General features: G+C 69.9%; 24 protein-coding genes. 18 read left to right on the forward strand and 6 right to left on the reverse strand.

Features of this window, described 5'->3' with window-relative positions; genetic code table 11:
- The first annotated feature begins 9 nt into the window (after positions 1-9).
- The 11 genes from pafA to QF037_RS37470 all read left to right on the forward strand — a co-directional run bounded on the left by pafA (position 10) and on the right by QF037_RS37470 (position 10,786).
- Positions 10-1,371, forward strand: a complete 1,362-nt coding sequence (gene pafA / locus QF037_RS37420) for a Pup--protein ligase (RefSeq protein WP_046261820.1) — start codon at positions 10-12, stop codon at positions 1,369-1,371.
- Positions 1,372-1,499: 128 nt separating this feature from the next.
- Positions 1,500-2,501, forward strand: coding sequence for an FKBP-type peptidyl-prolyl cis-trans isomerase (locus QF037_RS37425; RefSeq protein ID WP_307033002.1), 1,002 nt, complete (start codon positions 1,500-1,502; stop codon positions 2,499-2,501).
- A 60-nt stretch (positions 2,502-2,561) separates the two neighbouring features.
- Entirely contained in the window at positions 2,562-2,933 is a 372-nt protein-coding gene (locus tag QF037_RS37430) for an FKBP-type peptidyl-prolyl cis-trans isomerase (RefSeq protein ID WP_307033004.1), read from the forward strand.
- A gap of 129 nt (positions 2,934-3,062) precedes the next feature.
- A complete protein-coding gene (locus QF037_RS37435) occupies positions 3,063-4,016 on the forward strand; it encodes a helix-turn-helix transcriptional regulator (RefSeq protein ID WP_307033006.1) in 954 nt (317 codons plus the stop codon).
- An 18-nt stretch (positions 4,017-4,034) separates the two neighbouring features.
- Positions 4,035-5,063, forward strand: a complete 1,029-nt coding sequence (locus tag QF037_RS37440; RefSeq protein ID WP_307033008.1) for a helix-turn-helix transcriptional regulator — start codon at positions 4,035-4,037, stop codon at positions 5,061-5,063.
- Positions 5,060-5,353: a hypothetical protein gene (locus tag QF037_RS37445; protein ID WP_307033010.1), complete on the forward strand. Its 294-nt coding sequence runs from the start codon at positions 5,060-5,062 to the stop codon at positions 5,351-5,353. Before QF037_RS37440 ends, QF037_RS37445 begins: the two co-directional genes overlap by 4 nt.
- A gap of 10 nt (positions 5,354-5,363) precedes the next feature.
- Positions 5,364-5,558, forward strand: a complete 195-nt coding sequence (locus QF037_RS37450) for a hypothetical protein (RefSeq protein ID WP_307033012.1) — start codon at positions 5,364-5,366, stop codon at positions 5,556-5,558.
- Between the two features lie 266 nt (positions 5,559-5,824).
- Complete coding sequence (gene tatA / locus QF037_RS37455) at positions 5,825-6,115, forward strand: Sec-independent protein translocase subunit TatA (protein WP_266894732.1); 291 nt, start codon at positions 5,825-5,827, stop codon at positions 6,113-6,115.
- A gap of 47 nt (positions 6,116-6,162) precedes the next feature.
- Entirely contained in the window at positions 6,163-7,116 is a 954-nt protein-coding gene (tatC, locus tag QF037_RS37460) for a twin-arginine translocase subunit TatC (RefSeq protein ID WP_307033016.1), read from the forward strand.
- A gap of 289 nt (positions 7,117-7,405) precedes the next feature.
- Complete coding sequence (locus tag QF037_RS37465; protein ID WP_307033018.1) at positions 7,406-7,813, forward strand: hypothetical protein; 408 nt, start codon at positions 7,406-7,408, stop codon at positions 7,811-7,813.
- A 111-nt stretch (positions 7,814-7,924) separates the two neighbouring features.
- Positions 7,925-10,786 (forward strand): DEAD/DEAH box helicase, encoded by a 2,862-nt coding sequence (locus tag QF037_RS37470; RefSeq protein WP_307033020.1) that lies wholly within the window; start codon positions 7,925-7,927, stop codon positions 10,784-10,786.
- 97 nt (positions 10,787-10,883) lie between these two features.
- Here QF037_RS37470 and atzF read toward each other — a convergent pair whose 3' ends face one another.
- Genes atzF through QF037_RS37490 form a run of 4 tightly spaced genes read right to left on the reverse strand, consistent with a single transcriptional unit; the run spans position 10,884 to position 17,471 of the window.
- Positions 10,884-12,530, reverse strand: a complete 1,647-nt coding sequence (gene atzF, locus QF037_RS37475) for an allophanate hydrolase (protein ID WP_307033022.1) — start codon at positions 12,528-12,530, stop codon at positions 10,884-10,886.
- 11 nt (positions 12,531-12,541) lie between these two features.
- Positions 12,542-16,054 carry a 5-oxoprolinase/urea amidolyase family protein gene (locus QF037_RS37480; protein ID WP_307033024.1) on the reverse strand — a complete coding sequence of 1,171 codons (3,513 nt, stop codon included), beginning with the start codon at positions 16,052-16,054 and terminating at the stop codon, positions 12,542-12,544.
- Positions 16,051-16,650 (reverse strand): urea amidolyase associated protein UAAP2, encoded by a 600-nt coding sequence (locus QF037_RS37485; RefSeq protein ID WP_307033026.1) that lies wholly within the window; start codon positions 16,648-16,650, stop codon positions 16,051-16,053. Before QF037_RS37485 ends, QF037_RS37480 begins: the two co-directional genes overlap by 4 nt.
- The gene (locus QF037_RS37490; RefSeq protein WP_307033028.1) at positions 16,647-17,471 is read right to left on the reverse strand and encodes an urea amidolyase associated protein UAAP1; all 825 of its coding nucleotides are present in this window, start codon (positions 17,469-17,471) and stop codon (positions 16,647-16,649) included. The genes QF037_RS37485 and QF037_RS37490 overlap by 4 nt, the downstream gene beginning before the upstream one ends.
- 166 nt (positions 17,472-17,637) lie before the next feature.
- On the opposite strand from QF037_RS37490, the gene QF037_RS37495 reads away from it, so the two are divergent.
- From QF037_RS37495 to QF037_RS37520, 6 genes are all read left to right on the forward strand, one after another.
- A complete protein-coding gene (locus QF037_RS37495; RefSeq protein ID WP_307033030.1) occupies positions 17,638-18,264 on the forward strand; it encodes a TetR/AcrR family transcriptional regulator in 627 nt (208 codons plus the stop codon).
- A gap of 251 nt (positions 18,265-18,515) precedes the next feature.
- On the forward strand, positions 18,516-20,093 hold the full coding sequence (locus QF037_RS37500; protein ID WP_307033032.1) for a sensor histidine kinase: 1,578 nt from the start codon (positions 18,516-18,518) through the stop codon (positions 20,091-20,093).
- Complete coding sequence (locus tag QF037_RS37505; RefSeq protein ID WP_046261836.1) at positions 20,090-20,497, forward strand: roadblock/LC7 domain-containing protein; 408 nt, start codon at positions 20,090-20,092, stop codon at positions 20,495-20,497. The genes QF037_RS37500 and QF037_RS37505 overlap by 4 nt, the downstream gene beginning before the upstream one ends.
- Positions 20,494-20,901: a DUF742 domain-containing protein gene (locus tag QF037_RS37510; protein ID WP_307033035.1), complete on the forward strand. Its 408-nt coding sequence runs from the start codon at positions 20,494-20,496 to the stop codon at positions 20,899-20,901. The genes QF037_RS37505 and QF037_RS37510 overlap by 4 nt, the downstream gene beginning before the upstream one ends.
- Entirely contained in the window at positions 20,882-21,502 is a 621-nt protein-coding gene (locus QF037_RS37515; RefSeq protein WP_307033037.1) for a GTP-binding protein, read from the forward strand. The genes QF037_RS37510 and QF037_RS37515 overlap by 20 nt, the downstream gene beginning before the upstream one ends.
- A 63-nt stretch (positions 21,503-21,565) precedes the next feature.
- Positions 21,566-23,071 carry a cytochrome P450 gene (locus QF037_RS37520; protein ID WP_307033038.1) on the forward strand — a complete coding sequence of 502 codons (1,506 nt, stop codon included), beginning with the start codon at positions 21,566-21,568 and terminating at the stop codon, positions 23,069-23,071.
- On the opposite strand, the gene QF037_RS37525 is transcribed toward QF037_RS37520, so the two are convergent.
- On the reverse strand, positions 23,065-24,012 hold the full coding sequence (locus QF037_RS37525) for an RluA family pseudouridine synthase (RefSeq protein ID WP_307033040.1): 948 nt from the start codon (positions 24,010-24,012) through the stop codon (positions 23,065-23,067). The two genes, QF037_RS37520 and QF037_RS37525, sit on opposite strands and share 7 nt — an antisense overlap.
- A gap of 118 nt (positions 24,013-24,130) precedes the next feature.
- Positions 24,131-25,657 carry an amino acid permease gene (locus tag QF037_RS37530; protein WP_307033042.1) on the reverse strand — a complete coding sequence of 509 codons (1,527 nt, stop codon included), beginning with the start codon at positions 25,655-25,657 and terminating at the stop codon, positions 24,131-24,133.
- Positions 25,658-25,911: 254 nt separating this feature from the next.
- Here QF037_RS37530 and QF037_RS37535 point away from each other — a divergent pair, with 254 nt between their 5' ends.
- Entirely contained in the window at positions 25,912-26,502 is a 591-nt protein-coding gene (locus QF037_RS37535) for a PadR family transcriptional regulator (RefSeq protein WP_307033044.1), read from the forward strand.
- Positions 26,503-26,591 lie beyond the last annotated feature (89 nt).

Raw genomic sequence — 26,591 nt, forward strand, 5'->3', positions numbered from 1 at the left:
TGTTCAGTCATGGACCGCCGCATTTTCGGGCTGGAGAACGAGTACGGCGTCACGTGTACGTTCAGGGGACAGCGACGTCTGTCTCCCGACGAGGTGGCGCGGTACCTCTTCCGCCGTGTCGTGTCATGGGGCCGCAGCAGCAATGTCTTTCTGCGAAACGGTGCCCGCCTCTATCTCGATGTCGGGTCACATCCGGAATATGCGACTCCCGAATGTGACAACGTGACGGAACTGGTCACGCACGACAAAGCAGGCGAGCGCATTCTCGAAGGACTCCTGGTGGACGCCGAACGACGCCTGCACGAGGAAGGAATCGCGGGCGACGTCTACCTCTTCAAGAACAACACCGACTCGGCGGGCAACTCCTACGGGTGCCACGAGAACTATCTCGTCGCCCGCCACGGGGAGTTCTCCCGGCTCGCGGACATCCTCATTCCCTTCCTTGTCACCCGCCAGTTGCTCTGTGGCGCGGGCAAGGTTCTGCAGACCCCGCGGGGCGCCGTGTACTGCGTCAGCCAGCGGGCCGAGCACATCTGGGAGGGCGTCTCCTCGGCGACGACGCGTTCCCGGCCGATCATCAACACGCGCGACGAACCGCACGCCGACGCCGAGCGCTACCGCCGCCTGCATGTGATCGTGGGCGACTCGAACATGTCCGAGACGACCATGCTCCTCAAGGTCGGCGCGACCGACCTGGTGCTGCGCATGATCGAGGCGGGCACCGTGATGCGCGACCTGACGCTGGAGAACCCGATCCGGGCGATCCGCGAGGTCAGCCACGACATCACCGGTCGGCGCAAGGTGCGTCTGGCCAGCGGCCGGGAGGCCTCCGCGCTGGAGGTGCAGCGCGAGTACTACGAGAAGGCCGTGGACTTCGTGGAGCGCCGCGGCATCCGTACCGGAACGGTCGAGCAGGTCCTGGAGCTGTGGGGCCGGGTGCTCGACTCGATCGAGGCCGAGGACCTCGACCGGATCGGCACCGAGATCGACTGGGTCATGAAGTACAAGCTCATCGAGCGGTACCGGGCCAAGCACAACATGACCATGTCCCACCCGCGGGTCGCGCAGATAGACCTCGCGTATCACGACATTCACCGTCGTCGTGGTCTCTACTACCTTCTGGAGAGGAAGGGCCAAGCGGCCCGTATCTGCAACGACTTGAAGATCTTCGAGGGCAAGTCCGTGCCCCCGCAGACCACTCGGGCCCGTCTTCGCGGTGACTTCATCCGCCGGGCTCAGGAACAGCGCCGGGACTTCACCGTCGACTGGGTCCATCTCAAGCTCAACGACCAGGCCCAGCGCACGGTGTTGTGCAAGGACCCGTTCCGTTCCGTCGACGACCGGGTGGAGAAGCTGATCGCCGGTATGTGAGCAAGGCGTTCCGGATCGCCTTCCGGAACGCCACACGGGCGCCGTACGTTATCCGTACGGCGCCCTTCTCACGCCGTAGAGTTGCGCGCACGCCATCCACAAGATCGACCGATTACGAGGCTCTTACCGTGCGCCGACGCTCACTACTGATTGCCGTACCCGCAGGAATGGCCACGCTCGCCGCGTGCAACGACGACGGGGCGAGTTCCGCGGAGAGCGGCGACAGCGCGTCGCCCTCCGCCTCGGCCACGTCCGGTGCGCCGGCGCCGAAGATCGTGGACGGTCCGCTGCCGGCGATCACCGCGGGTGCGAAGTTCGGTGAGAAGCCCACCGTCGCCAAGGGCAGCGGTGACCCGTCCAGCCAGCTCGCGGTGAAGACGGTCATCGCGGGCAACGGCCGGACGGCCGCGGAGGGCGACTTCCTCGTGGCGAACTACCTCGGCCAGATCTGGGACACGGCCAAGGTCTTCGACAACTCCTTCGACCGGGGTTCCGCGCTCGCCATCCAGCTCGCCCAGGCCAGTGTCATCGACGGCTGGCGGTACGCCCTCACGGGCAAGAAGGTCGGCAGCCGCGTCGAGTTCGCCGTCCCGCCCACCTGGGGCTATGGCAAGGAGGGCTACGCGGAGGGTGGCATCAAGGGCACCGACACGCTGGTGTTCGTGGTGGACATGAAGGGCGTGTACCCGGTCACGAGCTCCGCCAAGGGCACGAACGTGGCGCAGGACGACGCGGATCTGCCCAAGGTGGGGACGAACACCGACGGCAAGGCGCCCTCCATCGAGATCCCCAAGAAGGACGCGCCGACCAAGCTCGCGTCGAGCTACGTCATCGAGGGTGACGGCGAGAAGGTCGCCGCCGACAGCGGCCTGCTCGTGCAGTACAAGGGCGTGCTGTGGGACTCCGGCAAGGAGTTCGACTCGACGTATGCCAGGAAGACCCTGACGTCGTTCTCGCTCGACGGGGTCGTCAAGGGCTGGAAGCAGGGTCTGACCGGCAAGAAGGTCGGCAGCCGCGTCCTCATCGTCATCCCGCCGGCCCTGGGATACGGCGACAATCCGCCGAGCGGCAGCGGCATCGAGAAGGACTCGACGCTGGTCTTCACGGTCGACATCCTGGCGAAGCTCTGACGCCTTCGGGGTGTAAGACTGTGTGCGTTGCCTTTCCGCAGACAAGCAGGAGCTAGAGACGTGAGCATCGAGAAGCCCGAGATCGACTTCCCCGGTGGCGAGCCCCCGGCGGACCTCGAGATCAAGGACATCTGGGAGGGCGACGGCGCCGAGGCGCAGGCGGGCCAGACCGTCACCGTCCACTACGTGGGCGTTGCCTTCAGCACCGGCGAGGAGTTCGACGCCAGCTGGAACCGTGGTCAGCCGTTCCGCTTCCCGCTGGGTGGCGGCCGCGTCATCAAGGGCTGGGACCTCGGCGTGCAGGGCATGAAGGTCGGCGGCCGCCGTCAGCTGACCATCCCCGCGCACCTCGCCTACGGCAACCAGAGCCCGACCCCGGCCATCAAGCCCGGCGAGACGCTGATCTTCGTCGTCGACCTGGTCGGCGTCTGATCGTCGTACGACCACTGGCGATCACCTGGGGTCCATGCCTGTCCGGGCATGGGCCCTCGGCTTTTGCCACGCCACCGCGGGGCGGTACGGTCATCGTCCGTAAGCACCATAGGGAGGCGAAGGGCGTCGATGGCCATTGCCAAGGCCGAGCGGCTGATGAACCTGGCGCTGTGTCTGCTGGGGACGCGCAGGCCGCTGAGCAAGCGTGAGCTGCGCCAGTCCATCGAGGCCTACCTGGAAGCGAATTCGGACGACAGCTTCAACCGGATGTTCGAGCGCGACAAGGACGATCTGCGCGAACTCGGGCTGGTCATCGAGACCGTGGAGAACCTCGACGGCGACGTCGGCTACCTCGCCCGCCGCGACAGCAACCGGCTGCCGCCCGTCACCCTCGACGCCGAGGAGGCCGCCGCCCTCGGTCTCGCCGCCAAGGTGTGGCAGCAGGCACGGCTCGCGGGCGCGGCCAGCGGCGCCCTGCAGAAGCTGCGGGCGGCCGGGCTGCCGGAGGACTTCGACCCGTACGAGGCGCATGGCGCCCTCGAGCCGCGGATCCCCGTGCACGAGGCCGCGTTCGAGCCGCTGATGCTGGCCTGCCGCGACCGCCGTCCGGTCGTCTTCGAGTACCGCAAGGCCACCGCCGCGCATCCCGAGACCCGGCATGTCGAGCCGTGGGCGCTGGAGTGCTGGCGCGGCCACTGGTATCTGGCGGGCTGGGACCGCGACCGGGGCGCCGAGCGGGTCTTCAGGCTGTCCCGGATCACCGGCAAGGTGCGTTCGCGCGGTGCCCGTTTCACCGCCGAGGTGCCCGACGTGGTGACCGTCCGCGAGACCGTCGCGAGCTGGGCGGGGGAGAGCGCCGACCGCAGCGCGCTGATCCGGTTGCGCGCGGGCGCCGGTTACCCGCTGCGGGCGAAGGCCACCGCGGTGCGGGAACTGGGCGACGGGTGGGACGAGTTGGAGATTCCGTACGGTCATGGGCTGGACGCCTGGCTGGTGGAGTTCGGGCCGGACGTGGTCGTCCTGGAACCCGCCGAACTGCGGGCCGATGTGGTGGACCGGCTGCGTGCCGTGGCCAAGGGCTGAGGGGGAGCGAGCAACACAGTGGCAGGCAAACCGGTCAGGCCCGTCAACGCCATCGACCAGACCCGGCGGATGCTCTCCCTGGTGACGTATCTGAAGGAGCGGCCCGGCGCCCGTGTCGAGGACGTCGCCCGCGCCTTCGGGATCACCGAGGACGAGCTCGTCTCCGACCTCGATGTGCTGCCCATGTGCGGCACCAGCTTCCGCGGCGGCGACCTCCTCGACATCGACACCGACGGCGAGCGCATCTGGTGGCACAACCCCGATGACGTCGCCGAGCCGCTGCGGCTCGCCGCCGACGAGGCCACCGCGCTGCTCGTCGCCGCCCGGGCCGTCTCGACCCTGCCCGGTCTGCGCGAGGGCGACCGGCAGGCGCTGCTGCGGGCCACGGCGAAGGTGGAGACCGCGGCGGGGGAGCAGGCGGGGGCCAGCTCCCGGCTGTCGGTGACCTTCGAGTCCGAGGGCGGGGTCTTCGCCGACGTCGACCGTGCGATCTCCGAGCGGCGCCGGCTGTGGATCCGCTACTACTCACCCGCCCGCGACGAGGTCACCGAGCGGGAGATCGACCCGATCCGGCTGGTCAGCGTCGGTCACACCTACGTCGAGGCCTGGTGCCGCCGCTCCGAGGCGCGCCGCACCTTCCGGCTCGACCGGGTCGCCGAGATCAAGATCCTCGACGAGCCGTCCGCGCCGCCCGAGATAGAGCTGCGGGACCTCTCGCAGGCGCTGGTGCAGCCGGCCGCCGAGGATCCGGAGGTCGTGGTCGAGGTGAGCCCGGGCGGGCGCTGGGTCGCCGAGTACTACCCGCACGACAGTGCGGATGAGCTCGCCGACGGCGGACTGCGTATCACCCTGCGCACCCCCGATCCGACGTCCCTGCGGCGCCTGGCGCTGCGGCTCGGCCGCGACGGCCGTATCGTCTCGCCACCCGAGCTCGCCGACAGCGCCCGGCAGGCGGCCCGCGAGGCGCTGGCGGCGTACGACGGGGTCGAGACGCCGGGTTCACACCCAACTCACACGAACGACGACAGGCAGGAGCAGGAGCTTTGAGCGAGTCGGCGATGTCTGGTGTGCAGGGGATGTCGGTGGCGTCCGCGTTCTCGGGAATGCGGAGCGTGTCCCCGACGGTGTTCCGGGCGGGCTGCCCGGACTGCCGCGGCCGGTTCGAGCTCGCCGCCGGGGCCCTGCGGCTGGTCGTCGGTGCCACCAGCAGGACCACGTTCTACTCGTTCACCTGCCCCGACTGCGCCGCCTCCGTCCGCAAGCCCGCGGGGGAGCGGATCGTCGAGCTGCTGACCGGGGGCGGGGTCAGCACCCTGCGGCTCCACTCCACCCTCTAGGCTCGGCACCATGTTCTGGCCGATGTTCGCGATCGCTGTGGGTTTCCTGGGTCTCGTCGTGCTCGGCGTGCTCGCCGTGCGGGTGTTCCTCGAGGCGCAGCGGCTGGGACGGCAGGTCGCGGAGTCGGCGCAGCGCCTCGGCAGGGCCGCGGAGGATCTGGAGCGGGCCGCAGTGAGCACCGCCCGCTCCGTGGACACGCTGTGAGTCCCGCTGTGCACGGGATGTGAGTCCTGCGCCGGAAGCGTTTTGGGTCACTTCGCCCTGTCATCCCGAGGGGCCGGGCAGGTACGCTGCTGGTCGCGGACCGGAGAACGAGGCCCGGCTCGCGGACCGGGAGTACGCACGGGGATTGCCCCACGTTCACCCCTGAGCGTTACGATCGCTGACAACACGATCGTTCGGACACCTGTCCGACCGGTCGGACAGCTCAGCACCCCACCCCAGCCGCCTCGGTGAGAAGGTAAAGACTTATGTTCGGAAGGCTCGGCGCCCCCGAGATCATTCTCATCCTCGTCGTCATCATCCTGCTGTTCGGCGCGAAGAAGCTTCCCGACATGGCGCGCTCGCTCGGCAAGTCCGCCCGCATCCTCAAGAGCGAGGCGAAGGCGATGAAGTCCGAGGGCCAGGACAACGCGACCGCCGCGTCCGCCCCGCCCCAGGACGACCAGCAGCCCCAGTCCCAGCGCACCATCCAGGCCGCCCCCGGCGATGTGACCAGCTCCCGCCCGGTCACCGAGCCGACGGACACGACCAAGCGCTGACGCAGGGCCGGTGACCTCCGGCCCGCTGCACGAGATGGGAACGTGGGTTGCTGAAGTCTGCCCGCAATGAGGAGAAGGATCCCGAGGGGCGGATGCCCCTTGCGGATCACCTTCGTGAACTCCGCAACCGGCTTGTGAAGAGCGTGCTGGCGATCATCGTCGGGATGATCATCGCGGTCTTCTTCTACAAGGACATCATGGAGTTCTTCACGAACCCCATCCTTGACTCCGTCGGATGCAAGTACAGGTTCACGGAGCTGGCGCAGAATCCTGATAGCAAGCAGTGCGCGCGCATCGTGCAGAACGGCTTGCTCAGTCCGTTCACGCTGGCTCTGACGGTGTCGATGTCGACCGGCATCGTGCTGTCGGCCCCTGTGTGGCTCTACCAGCTCTGGGCTTTCGTGGCGCCTGGTCTGCACGGTAACGAGAAGAAGTACGCGCTCGGCTTCGTCGCCGCCGGCTTCCCTCTCTTCGTCACTGGCGGCTACTTCGCTTACTGGACGCTGCCCAAGATGGCGTCGGTGATGCTGGAGTTCTCGATCATCGGCAGCGACAATCAGCTGCCTCTCGATGACTTGTTGCAGCTCATTATGCGGATGATCATCGTCTTCGGGCTCTCCTTCGAACTTCCCCTGCTGCTGGTCATGCTCAACTTCGGCGGCGTCCTCTCGGGGCGCCGGATGGCGGGCTGGTGGCGGGCCATGGTGATGGGCATCACCCTTTTCGCGGCGATCGCAACGCCGAGCACCGACCCCATCTCCATGCTGGCGCTGGCAGGACCCATCTGGATCCTGTACTTCATTGCCACGGGTGTGGCCCTGATGAACGACCGCCGTCGTGCCCGCCGCGATGCCGAGGGACCCGCCGACGACGAGGCGTCCGACCTCGATCTGACCCCCGAAGACGTTGGCGAGGTTGTGCCGGTGTCGGCGAGCCGGGTCCTGCCGGAGAAGACCGATCGAGACAACGACCGGGTTAACGGCTACGACGACGTCACGTGAGAGCTGCGTCACGCGCGAGTGGGGCCCGTCCCGATGAGGGACGGGCCCCACTCGCATCTCCTCCTCGGCGGTCAGTCGATCGCAAGGTGACGGAGAGTGGATATGGAGTTGACGTGTCGCACATCAAGCGTCCATGATCGTACATAATCGTTCATGAAGCCTCATGAAAACAATGTCGGCGTGTGGATTCGTGGGCACTTCTGTTGTTCTGTGGGAGGGGATCACCTATATGCGCGGTGTGACAAAGACAGCTCTGGGCGCGGTTGCCACCGGAGTGCTCGTTCTAGCGATGAGCAACCCGGCGGCTGCGGCGGACGAGTCGGACACGGGGGTCGCCAGCAGCGCTCCGACCAGCGGTACCTGTGTCACCGAGATCCAGGGCGCCAGGGCCTGCTTCAAGCCCGACGGCGATGTCATCTACGCCAAGGACACATCCTTGGACGGCTGGTCCGTCTACGCGTCCTGGGAGAACCAGCTCCGTGACAGCAGCGGCACGTGGAAGACCTACCGCACCGGCAAGTGCTGGAACAACCGGGGCGAGGGCGACTGGGTCTCCTGCAACAAGGAATTCTACGAGAACAGCACGTCGCCCAACGCCCTCGGCGGCACCGGCAGCCGCATCATTCTCGCGGCCTGTGTCGACGACTTGGGTGACGACACCTGCTACTGGGGCGGGCCGATCTACAACAGTAACTGACCCCGTCACGGCAGGAGCCTCGTAGGGGGCGTGCTCGGAGCGAGGTTGCGGCCGGTACCACCCCACGGTGGTACCGGCCGCACCTCGCTCCGAGCACGGGGGATCCGGATAATGATCGTCCTGTTGTCAGTGCGGCCCGGTACGCTCGAAAGCACGATGACAGAGGACCTCTCACCGGCCGAGCGGTACGCGGCCGCGCGCGTGCGCGCTGCCGAGCAGGCCACCGCGCTCGCCGACTTCCGCGAGATGTACGACTTCGGCCTCGACCCCTTCCAGATCGAGGCCTGTCAGGCGCTCGAGACGGGGAAGGGCGTGCTGGTGGCCGCCCCCACCGGTTCGGGCAAGACGATCGTGGGCGAGTTCGCCGTCCACCTCGCCCTGCAACAAGGCAAGAAGTGCTTCTACACGACACCCATCAAGGCGCTGTCGAACCAGAAGTACGCCGACCTGTCGCGTCGTTACGGCGCCGACAAGGTCGGTCTGCTCACCGGCGACAACAGCGTCAACTCCGACGCCCCGGTGGTCGTGATGACCACCGAGGTGCTGCGCAACATGCTGTACGCGGGTTCGCAGACCCTGCTCGGGCTCGGGTACGTGGTCATGGACGAGGTGCACTACCTCTCCGACCGCTTCCGCGGTGCCGTCTGGGAGGAGGTGATCATCCACCTCCCGGAGTCGGTCACCCTGGTCTCCCTCTCGGCGACCGTGTCCAACGCCGAGGAGTTCGGCGACTGGCTCGACACCGTCCGGGGCGACACCGAGGTGATCGTCTCCGAGCACCGGCCCGTGCCGCTGTTCCAGCACGTGCTCGCTGGGCGGCGGATGTACGACCTGTTCGAGGAGGGCGAGGGCCAGAAGAAGGCCGTCAACCCCGACCTCACGCGGCTGGCCCGGATGGAGGCGCAGCGCCCCTCCTACCAGGACCGCAGACGCGGCCGTGCGATGCGCGAGGCCGACCGGGAGCGGGAGCGCAGACAGCGCTCGCGGGTGTGGACCCCGGGGCGTCCCGAGGTCATCGAGCGGCTCGACTCCGAAGGGCTGCTGCCGGCGATCACCTTCATCTTCAGCCGGGCCGCCTGTGAGGCCGCCGTACAGCAGTGTCTGTACGCCGGTCTGCGGCTCAACGACGACGAGGCGCGGGGCAGGGTGCGTGCTCTCGTCGAGGAGCGCACCGCCGCCATTCCGACCGAGGATCTGCACGTCCTGGGCTACTACGAGTGGCTGGAGGGCCTGGAGCGCGGCATCGCGGCCCACCACGCGGGCATGCTGCCGACCTTCAAGGAGGTCGTCGAGGAACTGTTCGTCCGGGGCCTGGTGAAGGCCGTGTTCGCCACCGAGACGCTCGCGCTGGGCATCAACATGCCCGCGCGGTCGGTGGTGTTGGAGAAGCTCGTCAAGTGGAACGGCGAGCAGCACGCGGACATCACGCCGGGCGAGTACACGCAGTTGACCGGGCGTGCCGGGCGGCGCGGTATCGATGTCGAGGGCCATGCCGTCGTGCTGTGGCAGCGCGGGAGCAGCCCTGAGCATCTGGCAGGGCTCGCGGGCACGCGTACGTATCCGCTGCGGTCCAGCTTCAAGCCGTCGTACAACATGGCGGTCAACCTCGTCGAGCAGTTCGGCCGGCACCGCTCGCGTGAGCTCCTCGAGACGTCCTTCGCGCAGTTCCAGGCCGACAAGTCGGTCGTGGGGATCTCGCGGCAGGTGCAGCGCAACGAAGAGGGGCTCGAGGGCTACAAGGAGTCCATGACCTGCCACCTCGGCGACTTCGAGGAGTACGCGCGACTGCGGCGCGAGCTGAAGGACCGCGAGACCGAGCTGGCCCGGCAGGGCGCCAACGAGCGGCGGGCCGAGGCGGCCGTCGCGCTGGAGAAGCTCAAGCCGGGTGACGTCATCCATGTGCCGGCGGGCAAATACGCCGGGCTGGCCCTGGTGCTGGACCCGGGGCTGCCCGCCGGGCGGTCCAACGGGCATCGAGGGTTCGAGCACCACGACGGGCCGCGCCCGCTGGTGCTGACCGCCGAGCGGCAGGTCAAGCGGCTCGCCTCGATGGACTTCCCGGTGCCCGTCGAGGCGTTGGAGCGGATGCGGATCCCGAAGTCCTTCAACCCGCGCTCCCCGCAGTCGCGTCGGGACCTCGCCTCCGCACTGCGCACCAAGGCGGGGCACATTCCGCCGGAGCGGGCTCGCAAGAAGCGGGCGCAGGCCGCGGACGACCGAGAGATCGCCCGGTTGCGGATGGCTATTCGGGCCCATGCGTGCCACGGGTGCGACGAGCGTGAGGACCACGCTCGGTGGGCCGAGCGCTACCACCGGTTGCTGCGGGACACCTCGCAGCTGGAGCGGCGTATCGAGGGCCGTACCAACACCATCGCGCGGACCTTCGACCGGATCGTGGCGCTGCTGACCGAGCTGGACTATCTGCGGGGCGACGAGGTCACCGAGCACGGGAAGCGGCTGGCGCGGCTCTACGGCGAGCTCGATCTGCTGGCCAGTGAGTGTCTGCGGGCCGGAGTGTGGGAGGGGCTCTCCCCCGCTGAACTCGCGGCGTGTGTCTCCGCGTTGGTGTACGAGGCGCGGGTCGGTGACGATGCGATGGCGCCCAAGTTGCCGACGGGTAAGGCGAAGGCCGCGCTCGGCGAGATGGTGCGGATCTGGGGGCGGCTCGATGCGCTGGAGGAGGACTTCCGGATCAGGCAGACCGAGGGTGTGGGGCAGCGGGAGCCCGATCTCGGGTTTGCCTGGGCCGCGTACATGTGGGCTTCCGGGAAGGGGCTCGACGAGGTGCTGCGTGAGGCGGAGATGCCGGCGGGGGACTTCGTGCGGTGGTGCAAGCAGGTGATCGATGTGCTGGGGCAGATCTCGGCCGCGGCGCCGGTTTCCGGTGGGAAGGGGTCCACGGTCGCGAAGAACGCGCGTAAGGCGGTTGATGAGTTGCTGCGGGGGGTTGTCGCCTACTCGTCGGTGGGGTGACGGGTGCGTTGGCGGGTGCGGGGTGACTGTGGCTGGTCGCGCCCACGCGGCGGAGCCGCACATCGATACAGCCCCGCGCCCCTGAAGGGGCGCTGCCCTACTCGGCGTTCACATATGACCGCCAACTGCCGTATGACGTGATGTCCTCGGCGTCCTTCAGTGCGCTTGGTTCGCACAGGAAGCCGGGGACCGTGGATCCGTCTGCCAGTTGCACGCTGCCCAGGGTCATCGGGCGGGGGAGTGCGGCCAGTAGGCGGCCCAGGCCCTCTGCCGGTAGGCGCCACACCTCTGCCTCGACCGCGGCCCCGCCCTCACCGACATGCACCAGGCCCGGCTTCGGTGGGTTCGTGTGCAGTGCGTGCAGGCGGTAGACGGGGGCCGTCGTGGTCGTGCGGTCCAGGCGGGCGCCCAGGGCCAGGAGTTGGGGGTTCAGTGGCTGGCCCGAGAGGTGGGCGCCTACCACGGCCAGTCGTGTCTCGGGCTGGAGCAGTGCGGCGATCCGTGTCAGTCGCTCGTCCGTGAACGCCGGGCCGATCAGCATCACGCCGAAGGGGAGCCCGGTCACCTCGCCCGCCGGGACGGCCACCGCCGCCAGGTCGAAGAGGTTGGTGGAGTTGGTGAAGCGGCCGAGGCGGGCGTTGGCGCCCAGGGGGTCGGCGGCGACCTCGGCGAGGGTGGGGTGGCCCGGCGTGGTGGGCAGCAACAGGGCGTCCGCGTCGGCGAGTTCGGCCTCGGCCCGGGCCCTCAGGGCCGCGAGCCGGTCCTGGTCGGCGTAGAGCTGGTGAGCCGGAATGTCGCGGGCGTGGCTGATGATACCGGCGACGGTGGGGTCCAGGCCGGCGCCGCCCTCCGAGGTCAGCTTGTCGACAAAGCTCCCCACCGCGGTGTAGCGCTCGGCGACGAAGGCGCCCTCGTAGAGCATCGCGGCGGCTTCGGTGAAGGGGGCGAGGTCGATGGGGTGGATCGACGCGCCGGCCGTGATGAGCTGCTCCACCGCTGCCTCGTACGCCTCCGCCCAGCCCTCGTCCAGCTCGCCGAGCTGGTCGCGCGGCGGAACCGCGACGCGCCACGGTCCCGGCTTGCGCTGGGGAAGCGGGGGGAGGTCGCGGTCCGGCGGCGAGGTCATGAACGACAGTGCCTGTTCGGCTTCCGGGAGGGTGCGGGCGAAGACCGTCACGCAGTCGATGGAGGCGCAGGCCGGGACGACACCGGCCGTCGGGACCAGGCCCCGGGTGGGCTTGAGGCCGACGATGCCGTTGAAGGCGGCCGGCACCCGGCCCGAGCCCGCGGTGTCGGTGCCGAGGGCCAGGTCGACGATGCCGAGGGCCACCGCGACGGCCGAGCCGGAGCTGGAACCGCCGCTGATGCGGGCCGGGTCGTGGGCGTTGCGTACCGCGCCGTGCGGGGAGCGGGTGCCGACCAGGCCGGTCGCGAACTGGTCCAGGTTCGTGGTGCCCAGGACGATCGCGCCCGCCGCCCTCAGCCGGGCCACCGCCGGTGCGTCGGCCTCGGGGTGGTAGGCGTACGCCGGACAGCCCGCGGTCGTGGGCAGCCCCGCGACGTCGATGTTGCCCTTGGCGGCGAGGAGACGACCGGCCAGCGGGAGGTGCTCACCGGCGGCCACGCGTGCGGCCAGGGCGTGTGCCTCCGCCTCGATCTCGTCCTGTGGGCGCAGGTCGATCCAGATCTCGGGGCGGTCCACCGCCTCGATGCGTGCGTAGGCGGCTCGGACTCTGGACAGCATGGGTTCCTCTTTCAGTTCACGGGAGCGAGCACGACCAGCGCCGTTCCCGCCTCCACCTGGTCGCCCGGCCTCGCCAGGATCTCCGTCACCACACCGTCCATCGGCGCGTGCACCCTGGACTCCATCTTCATCGCCTCCAGCGCGAGCAACGGCTGGCCGACGGTGACCTCGTCGCCCGGCTCGACGTTCAGCTGCCACACGGAGGCGGTGAATTCCGCTTCGACGATCCGGCCGCCCTCGGGGATCTCGACGGACGCCGCGGGAGGCGCCGGAGCGCTCACCGCGTCCGCTCGGGCGAACTCGCCGGCCGCCTCCCAGGCGTCCCGCTCGGCCGCGAAGGCCGCCTGCTGGCGGATCCTGAACTCCGCTATGGACTCGGCGTTCTCGGCGAGGAACGCCTGGTAGTCGGAGAGGGAGAAGGTTCCCTCCTCGATGCGTGGCACGAACCGCCCGGACGTGATGTCGGCCCGCAGTTCCAGGAGTTCGTCGGCGTCGACCGGATACCACTTGATCCGGTCGAAGAACCTGAGCAGCCAGGGCGCCCCCGGCTCGAACGCGCCGCGCTGCTGCCACCCCGACCACACCTGGGTCGTACGGCCCACGAACTGGTAGCCGCCGGGCCCCTCCATGCCGTAGATACACAGGTAGGCGCCGCCGATGCCGACGGAGTTCTCCGCGGTCCAGGTGCGGGCCGGGTTGTACTTGGTGGTGACCAGACGGTGCCGTGGATCGAGGGGGGTGGCCACGGGCGCGCCCAGGTAGACGTCGCCCAGGCCCAGGACGAGGTACTCCGCGTCGAAGACCGTGTCGTAGACGTCGTTCACCGAGTCCAGGCCGTTGACCCGGCGGATGAACTCGATGTTCCACGGGCACCAGGGCGCGTCGTCTCGTACGCCCGCCATGTAGCGGGCGATCGCCTCGCGGGTCGCCGGGTCGTCCCAGGACAGCGGGAGGTGGACGGTCCGGGAGGGCACGACGAGTTCGTCGCTCGGGGGGAGGGACGCGGTGATCTCCCGTACCACGGCGAGGAGTTCGTGTTGCGGGAGGCGCCGTGGGTCCGTCTGGATCTGGAGGGAGCGGATACCGGGGGTGAGGTCGGTGACCCCGTCCGGACAGGCGTCGGCCACCGCCTCCATCAGCGCGTGGACGCGCATCCGCAGCGCCAGGTCGAGCTGCATCGGGCCGAACTCGACGAGCAGGTTGTCGTCGCCGCTGCGGCGGTAGGTGACATCGCCGTCGCGGGCGAGGACACCACCGTCGACGATGGGAGGCCGGGGCTCTCCGTCGGCGTCCACCGGAACGAACCGCACGGTGTCGCCGGGCCGCAGCTGGCCCAGCTTCCAGCGCTCGCCGCTGAGCACGGTCGCCGGGCACACGAAGCCGCCGAGCGAGGGGCCGTCCGGGCCCAGCAGCACCGGCATGTCGCCCGTGTAGTCGACGGCGCCGACGGAGTAGGGGGTGTCGTGGATGTTGGACGGATGCAGGCCCGCCTCACCGCCGTCGGTGCGGGCCCAGCGCGGCTTGGGACCGATGAGGCGGACTCCGGTGCGGGCCGAGTTGAAGTGGACCTTCCAGTCGGCGGCGTAGAAGTCGTGGATGTCGTCCTCGGTGAAGAACTCCGGTGCCGCATGGGGGCCTTCGGTGGCGCCGATGTGCCAGGTCCGGGTGAACCGGGGCGGGTTGTCGACCGGCCTGCCCTCGGCCCGGCCTCCCCCGTGCAGGACGTCTCCCGTCCGCAGGGCGCGCCCGCCGTGGCCGCCGAAGCGGCCCAGGGTGAAGGTGCTCGCGCTGCCAAGGAACGCGGGTACGTCGAGCCCTTGGGCGAACAGCACATAGGTCCGCAGACCGTGCTCCTGGGGCGCCCCGATGTCCAGGACGGCTCCCGCGGGCACGGTCATCGGCTCCCACTGGGCGACCGCGGAGCCGTCCACGGTCACCGGTGCGGGGGCGCCCGTCACACACACGGTGGTGGCGTGGCTGAACTTCAGCGACGGGCCCTGGAGGGTGCATTCGAGGCCCGCCGCGCCCTCGTGGTTGCCCAGTGCCCGGTTGCCGAGCCGGAAGGACAGGTCGTCCATCGGGCCGCACGGAGGCACCCCGACCTGCCAGTAGCCGGTGCGGCCCGGCCAGTCCTGCACGGTGGTGAGGGTGCCGGCGGAGACGACCTCGATCCGGGGAGTGCGGTCGCGCACGCCGGCGAGGGTGGCCGTCGAGTGGGTCGCCCCGGTGAAACGGGAGTCCGCGAGCGCCGCCCTGAGCAGGCCCAGGTTCGTCTCGATGCCGTCGACGCGGGTGCGGGCCAGCGCCTCGTCGAGCCTGCGCAGCGCATGGGCCCGGTCCGAGCCGTACGCGATCACCTTCACGAGCATCGGGTCGTACGACGTCGTCACCTCGGTGCCGGTCTCGACCCAGCCGTCGACGCGCACGCCCGGCGGGAACTCGACCCGCGTCAGCAGGCCCGCGCTGGGCCGGTGTTCGCGGGACGGGTCCTCGGCGTAGATCCGGGCCTCGACGGCGTGGCCGCGGGGGGCGTCCGGCTCGCGCACGACGTCCCGCTCGCCGCGGGCCAGCCGCAGCATCCAGGCGACCAGGTCGACGCCGTAGATCTCCTCGGTGACCGGGTGTTCCACCTGGAGGCGGGTGTTGACCTCCAGGAAGTACGCCTCCTCGCGGGCGGCGTCGTAGACGAACTCGACGGTTCCGGCGGATCGGTAGCCGACCGAGGCGCACAAGTCGCGCGCTGATCGGGCGAGTTGCTCGCGGACGCGGTTCGGCAGTCCCGGTGCCGGCGCCTCCTCCAGCACCTTCTGGTTGCGGCGCTGGAGAGAGCAGTCGCGGTCGCCGAACGTGACGACTCGGCCCGCTCCGTCGCCGAAGACCTGCACCTCGACATGGCGGGCGCGTTCGACCAGGCGCTCAAGGAAGAGGCCTGATGCGGACGCTGCGGAGAAGGAGGCGGCGGCGACACGCTGCACGCGCTCCCAGGCGTCCGCGAGCTCGTCGCCGGAGTGACATGCCGACATGCCGATACCGCCGCCACCGCCGGTCGCCTTGAGCATGACCGGATAGCCGATGACCTCGGCCTCCGCGAGAGCCTCCGTGAGCGAGGCCAGCAGGCCCGTCCCCGGCGCCAGCGGGACCCCCGCCGTCTCGGCCGCCGCGCGTGCCGTGTGCTTGGCGCCGAAGAGCTCCAGCTGCTCCGGTGTCGGGCCCACGAACACGATCCCGGCCTCCTCGCAGCGCCGTGCGAAGGCCGCGTCCTCGGACAGGAAGCCGTATCCGGGGTGGATGGCCCCCGCCCCCGTGTCCTTGGCCGCCTTCAGCACCAGATCCGCGTCCAGGTACGACTCCTTGGCGGGCGCGGGACCCAGTCGTACGGCCTCGTCCGCGAGCCGCACATGGGGTGCCGAGCGGTCCGGGTCGGAGTACACGGCGACCGTGCGCAGGCCGAGTTCGCGGGCGGTGCGGATGATCCGTACGGCGATCTCGCCCCGGTTGGCGACGAGGAGGGTGTCGAAGGTCATCCGGTGGCCCCGATCGTCATCTCCACCGCGGTCGGCTCGAAGCCGTTGCAGGGGTTGTTGATCTGCGGGCAGTTGGAGACGAGGACCAGGACGTCGCGCTCGGCGCGCAGGGTCAGCTTCAGGCCGGGTGCCGAGATGCCGTCGACGATGCCGAGGGTGCCGTCCTTGTCGACCGGCACGTTCATGTACCAGTTGATGTTGGAGACCAGGTCGCGCTTGCCGAGGCCGTGCCGGGCGCCTTCCGCGAGGAAGTTGTCCACGCACGCGTGCTGGGACCAGGTGTGGTGGCCGTACCGGAGCGTGTTGGACTCCTTGGAGCAGGCGCCGCCGACCGTGTCGTGGCGGCCCACCTCGTCGTCGACCACGGTCATCAGCGGGGTGTGCTCGTTCGACATCAGCACGGTGCCGGTGGTGAGGAAGACGTTGCCCTGGGCGTGGATGGTGTCGGGCGCGCTGTAGCGGACGGCAGTGTCGTGGGCGTCGTAGACGAGGAAGTCGACGGCCTGGTTGCCGTGCAGATCGGTGACGGTGAGGGTCTGTCCGGCGCGGATGACGCAGGACCAGGCGGCACGGGCGGGAACGACGGTGGTGGTCATACGAGCCCCCTCGCGGCAAGGAATTCGGCGGTGTTGAGGAAGGCGCGGCGGCCCTCGGGGGTGGCGTCCCACAGGGAGTCGCCGGGCTCGGTGGCGGCGGCCCGCCAGGCGAGCACCTCCAGCGGGGTGCTGACGTAGTCGGGGCGCGGGTCGGCGGGGTGCGCCGCGTTGGCGACGAGCACGGTGACGTCCTGCTCGGCCCGCAGTGTCACGCTCGCGCCCGGGCCCGCCGAGCCGGTGAAGTCGAGGGCGCCGTCCTCGCGGACCTCCACGCCCTGGAAGAAGGAGAGCGACGGCGGCAGATCGCGCGGGGCGAGTCCGTTCTTCGCGGCCGCCAGCTTGAACAGCTCCCGTCCGGCGGGGGAGCCGGACTGCGGGGTGCCGTCGCCGTACCGCTCGGTGTTCCGTACCAGGGTGGAGGTGCCGCACAGGGCGTCGTGGCGGCCGGAGGTGTCGGCCACCAGCGAGGCGAGGACCCGGCCCTGGTCGGACAGGAGCAGCACGCCCTCACCCAGATAGGCGTTCCACTGCACCTTCACCGTGTCGGCCACGTTCAGCCGCTCCCAGGGCCGGTCCGCGGCGTACAGCAGCAGATGCGCGCAGGCGTCGCCGTGCAGGTCGGTCAGGCGCAGCTCGGTGCCGCGGGCGAGTACGCGGTGTGTGTAGTTGCCGCCCGCGACCGTCTCGGCCCAGACCAGGGGCCCCGCCTCACGGGGCGGCTGCGGCCAGTCCGCGGCCGGCACGACGGGCATGGCCTCGGCGTGGGCGCCCTCCTGGGCGCGGGCGTGATCGCGGGCTCCGTAAGTGGTCGATGTCGCCATCGCGGGACCTCCGGCTCCGATGCTATTTCTGTCGTGCGACAGAAATTAGGAGCGGGGTGGGTCGCAGGCGTTGCCCGGGAGTTGCGGGGTGGTTACCGAGCCCTCACCCGTGCCCGCCGTGCGCTGCCGAAGATCACCGGATGGTGCCCTGTGCGAGGATCGGCGTATGGGAACGACGGGTGGACGGCGGGTCGGCAGACCGCGTGCCGCACAGCGGCCGGACAGCGGGCTCGAGCCGCGTGACGAACTGCTCGCCGCGGCCGCCGAGTTGTTCACCACCCGCGGCTACGCGGCCACCACCACCCGGGCCGTCGCCGAACGCGCGGGCATGCGTCAGGCGTCCATGTACCACTACGTCTCCGGCAAGGAGGAGCTGCTCGCCCGGCTCCTGGAGTCCACGGTCACCCCGTCGCTCGGGTACGCCCGCGAGCTCCTGGCCGACGATGCGACCGCGGCCGAGGACCGGCTGTGGGAGCTGTGCCGTGCGGACGTGGAGCTCCTGTGCGGCGGCCCGTACAACCTGGGCGGCCTCTATCTGCTGCCCGAGGTGCGCGCCGAGCGGTTCGCCGGCTTCCACGCCGTGCGCGCCGAACTCAAGGACGCCTACCGGCAGTTGCTCGCCGCGACCGGCGCCGGTGGCGCACTCGCCAAGAGCGAGCTCGATCTCCGTACGGACCTGCTGTTCGGGCTGATCGAGGGGGTCATCCTCGTCCACCGCTCGGACCCCGACCGTCCGGTGGCGGTGTTTGCGGAAGCCACCGCGGACGCGGCGCTGAGGATCGCGGGCGCCTGACCTTCACCCGTCACGGTGAGTGGTTTTCGCATGCCCGTACGCCGTGACGCACCGTGTGCGAGCGGCACCTCTGCGTGCAAATGGAGCCGAGGGTACTCCTCGTTCGCGTCCCGTTTCAGGCGCTTGCTGAATATGACACGGCGATGATCCGGTCGGACTAAGCTCGCCCGCGGCGCACCGAGTTGAGATGTATTCGTGCGCTTGTTCCCTATGTATGCGCATCCAAGCCGATTCGTTTTCGAGGGCCTTACATGGTGAGTGTTCAAGCCCCACCCGTACGCCGTGAACTCCCCTACGCGCGCGTGCTGTTGTTCCCCGCGATACTGATGGCCGCAGCCACCGGAGCCGCAGCCGCCGTGGTCCAGGAGCCGGCCCGCACGGCCGTCGCCTGGTGCGGCGCCGTCGCCACGCTCCTGGTGCTCGCGGCGGCTTCCGAAGTGGTGCGTCGCGGCCGGGCCCTGCGTGAGCTGCGTGCCGAGTACGCCCGTAACAGCGCGTATCTGGAACGACGGGTCGGCGCGCACGAGGAGGAGATGCTCCGCCTCGCGAAGGAGATCACCCCCGCCGCCATCTACCGGTTGCGATCCGGAAATTCCCCCGGGGAGGTGATTCGCCAACTCGGCGACATCGACCCCTCCTACCGCGAACTCCCCGAGTCGCAGCTCATCCTGATCCACACGGTGCTCGACATCATCGACCGCGAGGAAGCCCTCCGCGACTCCACGCAGCGCTCCTTCGTCTCCATCGCCCGCCGCGTCCAGGCGATCGTGCACCAGCAGAACAACGAACTCCGCGAGATGGAGGAGGACCACGGCCGCAACCCCGAGGTCTTCGACGACCTCCTGCGCATCGACCACGGCACCGCGCTGATCGGCCGCCTCGCCGACTCCATCTCCGTTCTCGGCGGCGGCCGCCCCGGCCGTCAGTGGCCCGACCCCGTGCCGCTGTACAGCGTGCTGCGCGGCGGCATGTCCCGCATCCTGGAGTACCGCCGCATCAAGCTGGACTCCATCGCCCAGGTCAACATCCGCGGCATCTCCGTCGAGCCGGTCATCCACGCCGTCGCGGAGCTCCTGGACAACGCCACCCGCTACTCGCCGCCGCAGACCAAGGTGCACGTCACCGCCAGTGAGGTGCAGACCGGCGTCGCCGTCGAGATCGAGGACGCCGGAGTCAGCTTCAGCGAGGAGGCCCGGGCCAAGGCCGAGACCATGCTGGAGCGGGCCAAGGCCGGTGTCGACCTCCAGGACCTGGGTGATTCCCCGCGCCTGGGCCTGGCCGTCGTCGGCCGCCTGTGCACACAGTTCAACATGCAGGTCTCGCTGCGCTCCTCGGCGTACGGCGGTGTCCGCGCCGTCCTGATCGTGCCGCGCGAGATGATGACCAGCGATCCGGCCCCCGGACTCGCCCACGGCATCGGCGCCGGCGCCGTGCCGAAGACAGAAGGTGCGCTCGAAGGTCCCAAGCGCGCACCGAAGCGGCGGCGCCCCACCAGCCCGCGCATCCCCGTCGGCGTGTCCATGGAGGACGACGTCCCCGAGGTCACCGAGTGGACCGCCGGCGGGCTGCCGCAGCGCCGCAGCCGGGTCAAGACACCCCTGCACCAGCGGTTCGCCGAGCAGGCGGCCATCGAGAAGGCCGAGCGGGAGGGCAGGCCGACCATCTGGTCGACGCCCGCCCCCGCCCCCGAGCCGGAGAAGAACGAACCCGAGCCCGGACTGTGGGTCGAGGCCTTCTGGAACGGACTCAAGGGCGACCCGAGCGCACCCACCCAGCAGACCACCGAGCCGGCCCGGACCGAGGCCGACGACGAGAGGGACCACACGTGATCCAGCAGCGCGCCAACTTCGACTGGATGCTCAAGGATCTCGCCGACGGGGTACCAGGCATCGAGATGATCGTGGTGCTCTCCGCCGACGGCCTGCGCATCGCGCGCTACGGCGGCGACCCGGACGCCGCCGACCGTGTCGCCGCGGCCTGTGCGGGGCTCCAGAGCCTCGCCCACGCCGTCGCCCACGAGATCCCGGACAGCGACGGCCGGATGAAGATGGTCATCATCGAGATCAACGGCGGCTACTTCTATCTGATGGCCGCGGGCGCCAACGCCTATCTCGCGGTGCTGTCCGACGTGGTCGCCGAACCCGGCCTGATGAGCAACCGCATGCGCGACCTCGTCGTCAGAATCGGCGCCCATCTCACCAGTCCGCCCCGGCGGAACGGGCAGACCGTATGACTCCTCCGCAACGCCGGCGGCGATACCCCAGTCAGGCACCGGAGGAACCGTCCCCGAAGCCCGAGGGCGAGGGCACCGGAAAGCGCCCCCCGGAACGGCTCTACGTGGTCGCAGGGCCGGACGGGGAGCGGGCCGAACTCGACCTGGTCGCGTTAATCGTGGCGCGCGCCGACCCGCCGCCCTCCGCCACCCCCGAGCAGACGGCGATCCTCCGCCTCAGCGCGGCCCCGATCTCGGTCGCCGAGCTCTCGGCCTATCTGAGCCTGCCGTTCAGTGTGATGACCGTTCTGCTCACGGAGATGCTGACGGCCGAACTGGTGACGGCGCGCGCCCCGATCGTCCGTCAGGCGCTCCCCGACCGTTCCCTTCTCGAAGCGGTGATGCATGGACTTCAAAGGCTCTGACACCATCCCCGGGCCACGCTCGGAGGATCAACTGCCGCACACGGCCCAGGCCGCGGTGAAGATCGTGATCGTGGGCGGCTTCGGAGTCGGCAAGACGACGATGGTCGGGTCGGTCAGCGAGATCAGGCCGCTGACCACCGAGGAGACCATGACCCAGGCCGGGATCGGGGTCGACGACAACTACGGCTCCGAGACCAAGACCGCCACCACCGTGGCCATGGACTTCGGACGCGTCAGCATCACCGACCAACTCGTCCTGTATCTCTTCGGCACCCCCGGCCAGCAACGCTTCTGGTTCCTGTGGAACGGCCTGTTCGAGGGCGCGCTCGGCGCCGTGGTGCTGGTCGACACCCGCCGTCTGGAGGTCAGCTTCGACGTCATAGGACGGCTCGAGGAGCGTGGCGTGCCCTTCATCGTCGCCGTCAACTCCTTCCCCGACGGGCCCCGTTACCCCATCGCGGACCTGCGCGGCGCGCTCGACCTGGACGAGGGCATCCCCATCGTGGAGTGCGACGCACGCCGCCGGGCCTCCAGCCGCGACACCCTGATGACCCTGATGCGCTTCCTGCACTCGCTCGCGCTGACGGGCCGGCTCACCTGACCGGCCGGAAAGCTCACCCGGCCTCAACTCCCCAGCAACCGGATCCACTTCGGAGCGATCACAGTGACGCCTGAACCCCAGTCCCTGACCGGTGCCGACCCCACGGCCGGCCCGCCCCCGGGCTGCCCCGCCCACGGCCGTGGCCCCGGCGGGCTGCACCGGCTGTACGGCCCCGAGGCGGAGGACCTCGAAGGCCTCTACGAACAACTCCGCGAGGAACACGGCCCGGTGGCGCCCGTGCTGCTCCACGACGACGTGCCGATGTGGATCGTCCTCGGCCACGCCGAGAACCTCCACATGGTGGGCACCCCCTCGCACTTCTGCCGGGACAGCCGCATCTGGACGCCGCAGATCGAGGGCATGGTCAAGCCCGACCACCCGATGATGCCGCACATCGCCTGGGCGCCCATCTGCTCCTACGCCGAGGGCGACGAGCACCTGCGGCTGCGCGGCGCTGTCACCGGCGCCATGTCGACCATCAACTACCGCGCCATCCGGCGCCACATCAACCGCTACACCCAGCGCCTGGTCAACGAGTTCTGCGAGCAGGGCGACGCCGACCTCATCGCCCAGTTCGCCGAGCACCTGCCGATGGCCATCATGTGCGAGATCTTCGGCATGCCGGAGGAGTACGACGACCGGCTCGTGCAGGCCGCCCGCGACCTCCTCAAGGGCACGGAGACCGCCAACGCCAGCCAGGCGTACGTCATGGGCGTCCTCCAAGGGCTCGCCGCACGCCGCCGTGAGCAGCCCGAGGACGACTTCGCCAGCCACCTCGTGCTGCACCCGGCGAAGCTCACCGACGACGAGGTCACCACCCACCTGTGGCTCGTCCTCCTCGCCGCCTACGAGGCGACGGTGAACCTCATCGGCAACGTCCTGCGCGCCGTGCTCACCAACCCCGGCTTCCGCGCCCAGCTCAACGGCGGTCAGATGACGGTGCCGCAGGCCGTCGAGCAGTCGCTGTGGGACGAGCCGCCGTTCAGCACGGTCTTCGCCTACTACGCCAAGCAGGACACGGAGCTGGGCGGCCAGCGCATCCGCAAGGGCGACGGTCTGCTGTTCGGTATCGCGCCGGGCAACGTCGACCCGCGGGTCCGGCCCGACCTGGAAGCCAACATGCGGGGAAACCGCTCGCACCTCGCCTTCGGCGGCGGCCCGCACGAGTGTCCCGGTCAGGACATCGCCCGTGGCATCGCCGACACCGGTGTCGACGCGCTGCTGATGCGGCTGCCGGACGTCCAGCTCGACTGCGACGAGGACGAGTTGGAGTGGCGGCAGTCGATCTCCTCGCGCCACCTCGTGGAACTGCCCGTGCGGTTCGCGCCCAAGCCGCAGCAGGACATCATGCAGCAGCCGGGCCACGCGCCGGTTCCGCAGCAGCGGCCCGGCTGGCAGGTCGGCACGGAGCGGCCGCAACCCGCGGCCGTCGAACCCCAGCCCCAGCCCCAGCCCCAGCCCCAGCCCCAGCCCCAGCCCGCTGCCCCGCCGCAGCCCGCGCCGACGCCCGAACCGGCCCGTCCGATGGGCGCCTGGCGCCGCCTCCTGCGGTGGTGGCGGGGTTACTGACCGGCCCGGTCACCGAGGTGCGCCCAGGCCTCCAGCACCCGAGTGCTCCGGAACCGGTGTTCGACCCCCGTGACCGGATCGGTGAAGTCCAGCGCCCGCGCCAGCAGTTGGAGCGGATGCCGGAACTCACCGGCCGGCACGGGGGCGGCGACCTCGGGATACAGCGGGTCACCGAGGATGGGTACGCCGAGGGCGTTCATGTGGACGCGCAGCTGATGTGTCTGGCCGGTGGTGGGCGTGAGGCGGTACCGGCCCAACCCCGCACGCCGGTCGACGAGTTCTACATGGCTGACGGCATTCGGCTCGCCCTCGACCTCATAGGCGGCCAGCACCCCGCGCTCCTTCACGATCCGGCTCCGCACGGTCCGGGGCAGGGCGAGCGTGGCATCGTAGGGTGCGACGGCCTCGTACTCCTTGCGCACCCGCCGGTCCCGGAACAACGACTGGTAGGCGCCCCGCTCCTCGGGCCGCACCGTGAACAGCACCAGTCCGGCGGTGAGCCGGTCGAGCCGGTGCGCGGCCCCGAGCTCCGGGACACCGAGCTCCCGGCGCAGCCGCGCGAGCGCGGTCTCGGTGACATGGCTGCCGCGCGGGGTGGTGGCGAGGAAGTGCGGTTTGTCGACGACGACGATGTGCTCGTCGCGGTGCACCAGCTCCAGGGGGAAGGGCACGGGCACCTCGTACGGCAGCTCGCGGTGGAACCACACGTACATGCCGGGCACGTACGCGGCATCGGGTGCCACCGGAGTGCCGTCCGTCCCGACGATGAGCCCCCGGGCGAACATTCCCTCGACGACTCCGGCGCCCGCCCCCCTGAGCCGCTCCACCAGGTGCTCCCGCACGGTGGCCCAGTCCCCTTCACCCGGCAGCCGCACGCGCACCGGGTCCACCCCGTCGCGCTGGGGCAGCGGGGAGGGCGGGGGAGCAGTGCGGCGTCTCATCGGGATCAAGGGTACGGGGGCCTCCGGCGGTCGGCAGGTGGGCGACGAAGGGGGTGCCACCGTATGGTGTCGGTCGGGCGCTGCGCCGTCGTGGTTTGTCGCGCAGTTCCCCGCGCCCCTAGGGGGTTGCAGTGGCCCCGCGCCTGGAATGGAGCCTCCAGGCCGCGCCCAGTACCAGCGTTGCTGCCAGGAACAGGACCGTGAACCACTGGAAGTACCAGTGGCCGCCCGCCGGGTCGTACACCTCCGCCCTCGGCCAGGCCAGGTTGATCGTCATGAACAGGCCGTAGAGCAGGGCGAGGGCGTTGACCGGGACTCCCCAGCGGCCCAGGGAGAAGAGCTTGCCGCCCCTCTCGTCCGTGCCCTCCGAGGTGAAGCGGCCGCGGAGACGGGAGACCAGGAGGGGGCCGGTGACCATCGCGTACGCCAGGTACAGCATCACGATGCAGGTCGTGCCGATCGCCAGGAACGCCTCCGGGGAGGCGAAGTTGAGGAGCAGCAGGGCCGCGGCGAGGAGACCGACCACCAGGGCGGGAGCGGTGGGCATGCCGGTGCGGGGGTGGACGCGTGCCAGGCGTGCCGCGAAGGGGAGCTGGCCGTCGCGGGCCATGGAGAACAGCATCCGGCAGGCCGCCGTCTGGATCGCGAGGGTCGCCACCGCGATCGCCACCACCACGTCCGCCAGCAGCGCCTTGCCGACCCCGTCGCCCAGGCTGCTCGTGAGGACGTAGCTCAGTCCGTCGACCGCCAGGCGTCCGTCGGTCAGGCTCGGCGCCGCCAGCAGGCCGCCCAGCACGATCAGACCCCCCAGGAGGCCGGCCGCGCCGAGCGCCGTGAGGATCGTGCGGGGTGCGGTGCGCCGTGGATCGCGGGTCTCCTCGCTCATCTCGCCCGCGCTGTCGAAGCCGATCATCACGTACGCCGCCGTGAACGAACCCACCAACAGGGCCCCGAACAGGCCGGACTGGGCCGCGCCCTCGGTGTGGAAGGTGATGCCGGGTGCCCGCTCGGAGTGGGTGAGCAGCAGGACGACGATCAGTACCGCGCCGATGATCTCGGCCGTCACCCCGACCCGGTTGATCACGGACATCACCCGGTTGTCGAGCACGTTCACGAGTGTCGTCAGCGCGAGCAGGAAAACGCCCAGGAGCGCCGCGTTGGCCGCGCCGTCCGCCGATGTCGGCGCCGGATCGGTGCCGATCAGCTGGAAGCCCGACCAGATCGCCGGCAGCACCATCTGCAGTGCCAGCGCGGCCGCAGCGACCACCACGATCTGCCCGATCACCATGATCCAGCCCGCGAACCAGCCGAAGGTGAGGTTCGACAGCCGCGACGACCACTGGTAGATCGCGCCCGAGATCGGATAGCGCGCCGCCAGCTCCGCGAAGCAGGCGGCCACCAGCAACTGCCCGACCAGCACCGCCGGCCAGGCCCAGAAGAAGACGGGGCCGCCGAACGCGTACCCGAAGGCGAAGAACTGGAAGACCGTCGTCAGGACGGAGATGAAGGAGAACCCGGCCGCGAACGACGCGTACCGGCCCAGGCTGCGGTGGAGTTCCTGGCGGTAGCCGAACTCGGCGAGCGAGCGGTCGCTGGGGGAGTGCGGTGGATCGGGGCGGACTTCGGAGGGGCTGGTTGTCGTCACGGCGGCACCTGCCTTCGGCGGCGGAAGAGCGGGACAGCGGTGCGGGCGCTGAATTCCTGTCGGGCGACAGAAATTAGGGAGCGGCTGTTTCACCCGCATGACGCGGCCATGTCGAAGGTGGGCCCAAGTTCTCACCTCTCTTGCGCATGCCGCTCAAACGCGATACATCGTGTCTATTGACCGGTTCTCGCGGGTCGCGATATGTTCGGCTACGGATATTCGGTGCGAAGTAGAGATGCGAGGTGAATCGGCCCATGAGGCGTCGCAAGCTCCGCAACCCCTTGGCGCTCGCCGTGCTGGCGACCCTGTGGCAGAAGCCGATGCATCCCTACGAGATCGCCCAGACCCTGCGTCGCCAGGGCAAGGACTCCAGCACGAAGATCAACTACGGCTCGCTCTACACGGTCGTGCAGAACCTCCAGAAGCATGGCTTCGTCGAGGTCACGGACGTGGAGCGGCAGGGCAACCGGCCCGAGCGGACGGTCTACGGCATCACCGAGGCCGGCCGTCAGGAGACCACCGAGTGGATGTCGGACCTGGTCGCTTTCCCGGCCAAGGAGTACCCGATCTTCGAGACCGCGCTCTCACTGCTCGGCGTGCTGCACCCCGACGAGGTGATCTCCCTGCTGGAGGAACGGCTCGAGGCCCTGGAGGTCCGGATCGCCTCCGGCTGGGGCGCACTGGAGAAGCTGTACGAGACGCTGCCCCGGCTCTTCCTCGTGGAGAACGAGTACCAGCTCCACATGATCGAGGCGGAAGCAGCGTGGGTCCGAGGCTTCCTCGATGAGATCAGAAAGGGCGAGCTGCCCGGCATCGAGGAGTGGAAGGCGTTCCACGCACCGTGACCTGACGAAGAACAGGCCCCGGCGCGGCTGTTGGAGCAGCCCGCCGGGGCCTCGAACCCCGAGCTGAATCCGCCGTGAGGCACATCCAG

Source organism: Streptomyces canus (assembly GCF_030815415.1).
GTDB classification, from domain to species: Bacteria; Actinomycetota; Actinomycetes; order Streptomycetales; family Streptomycetaceae; genus Streptomyces; species Streptomyces canus_F.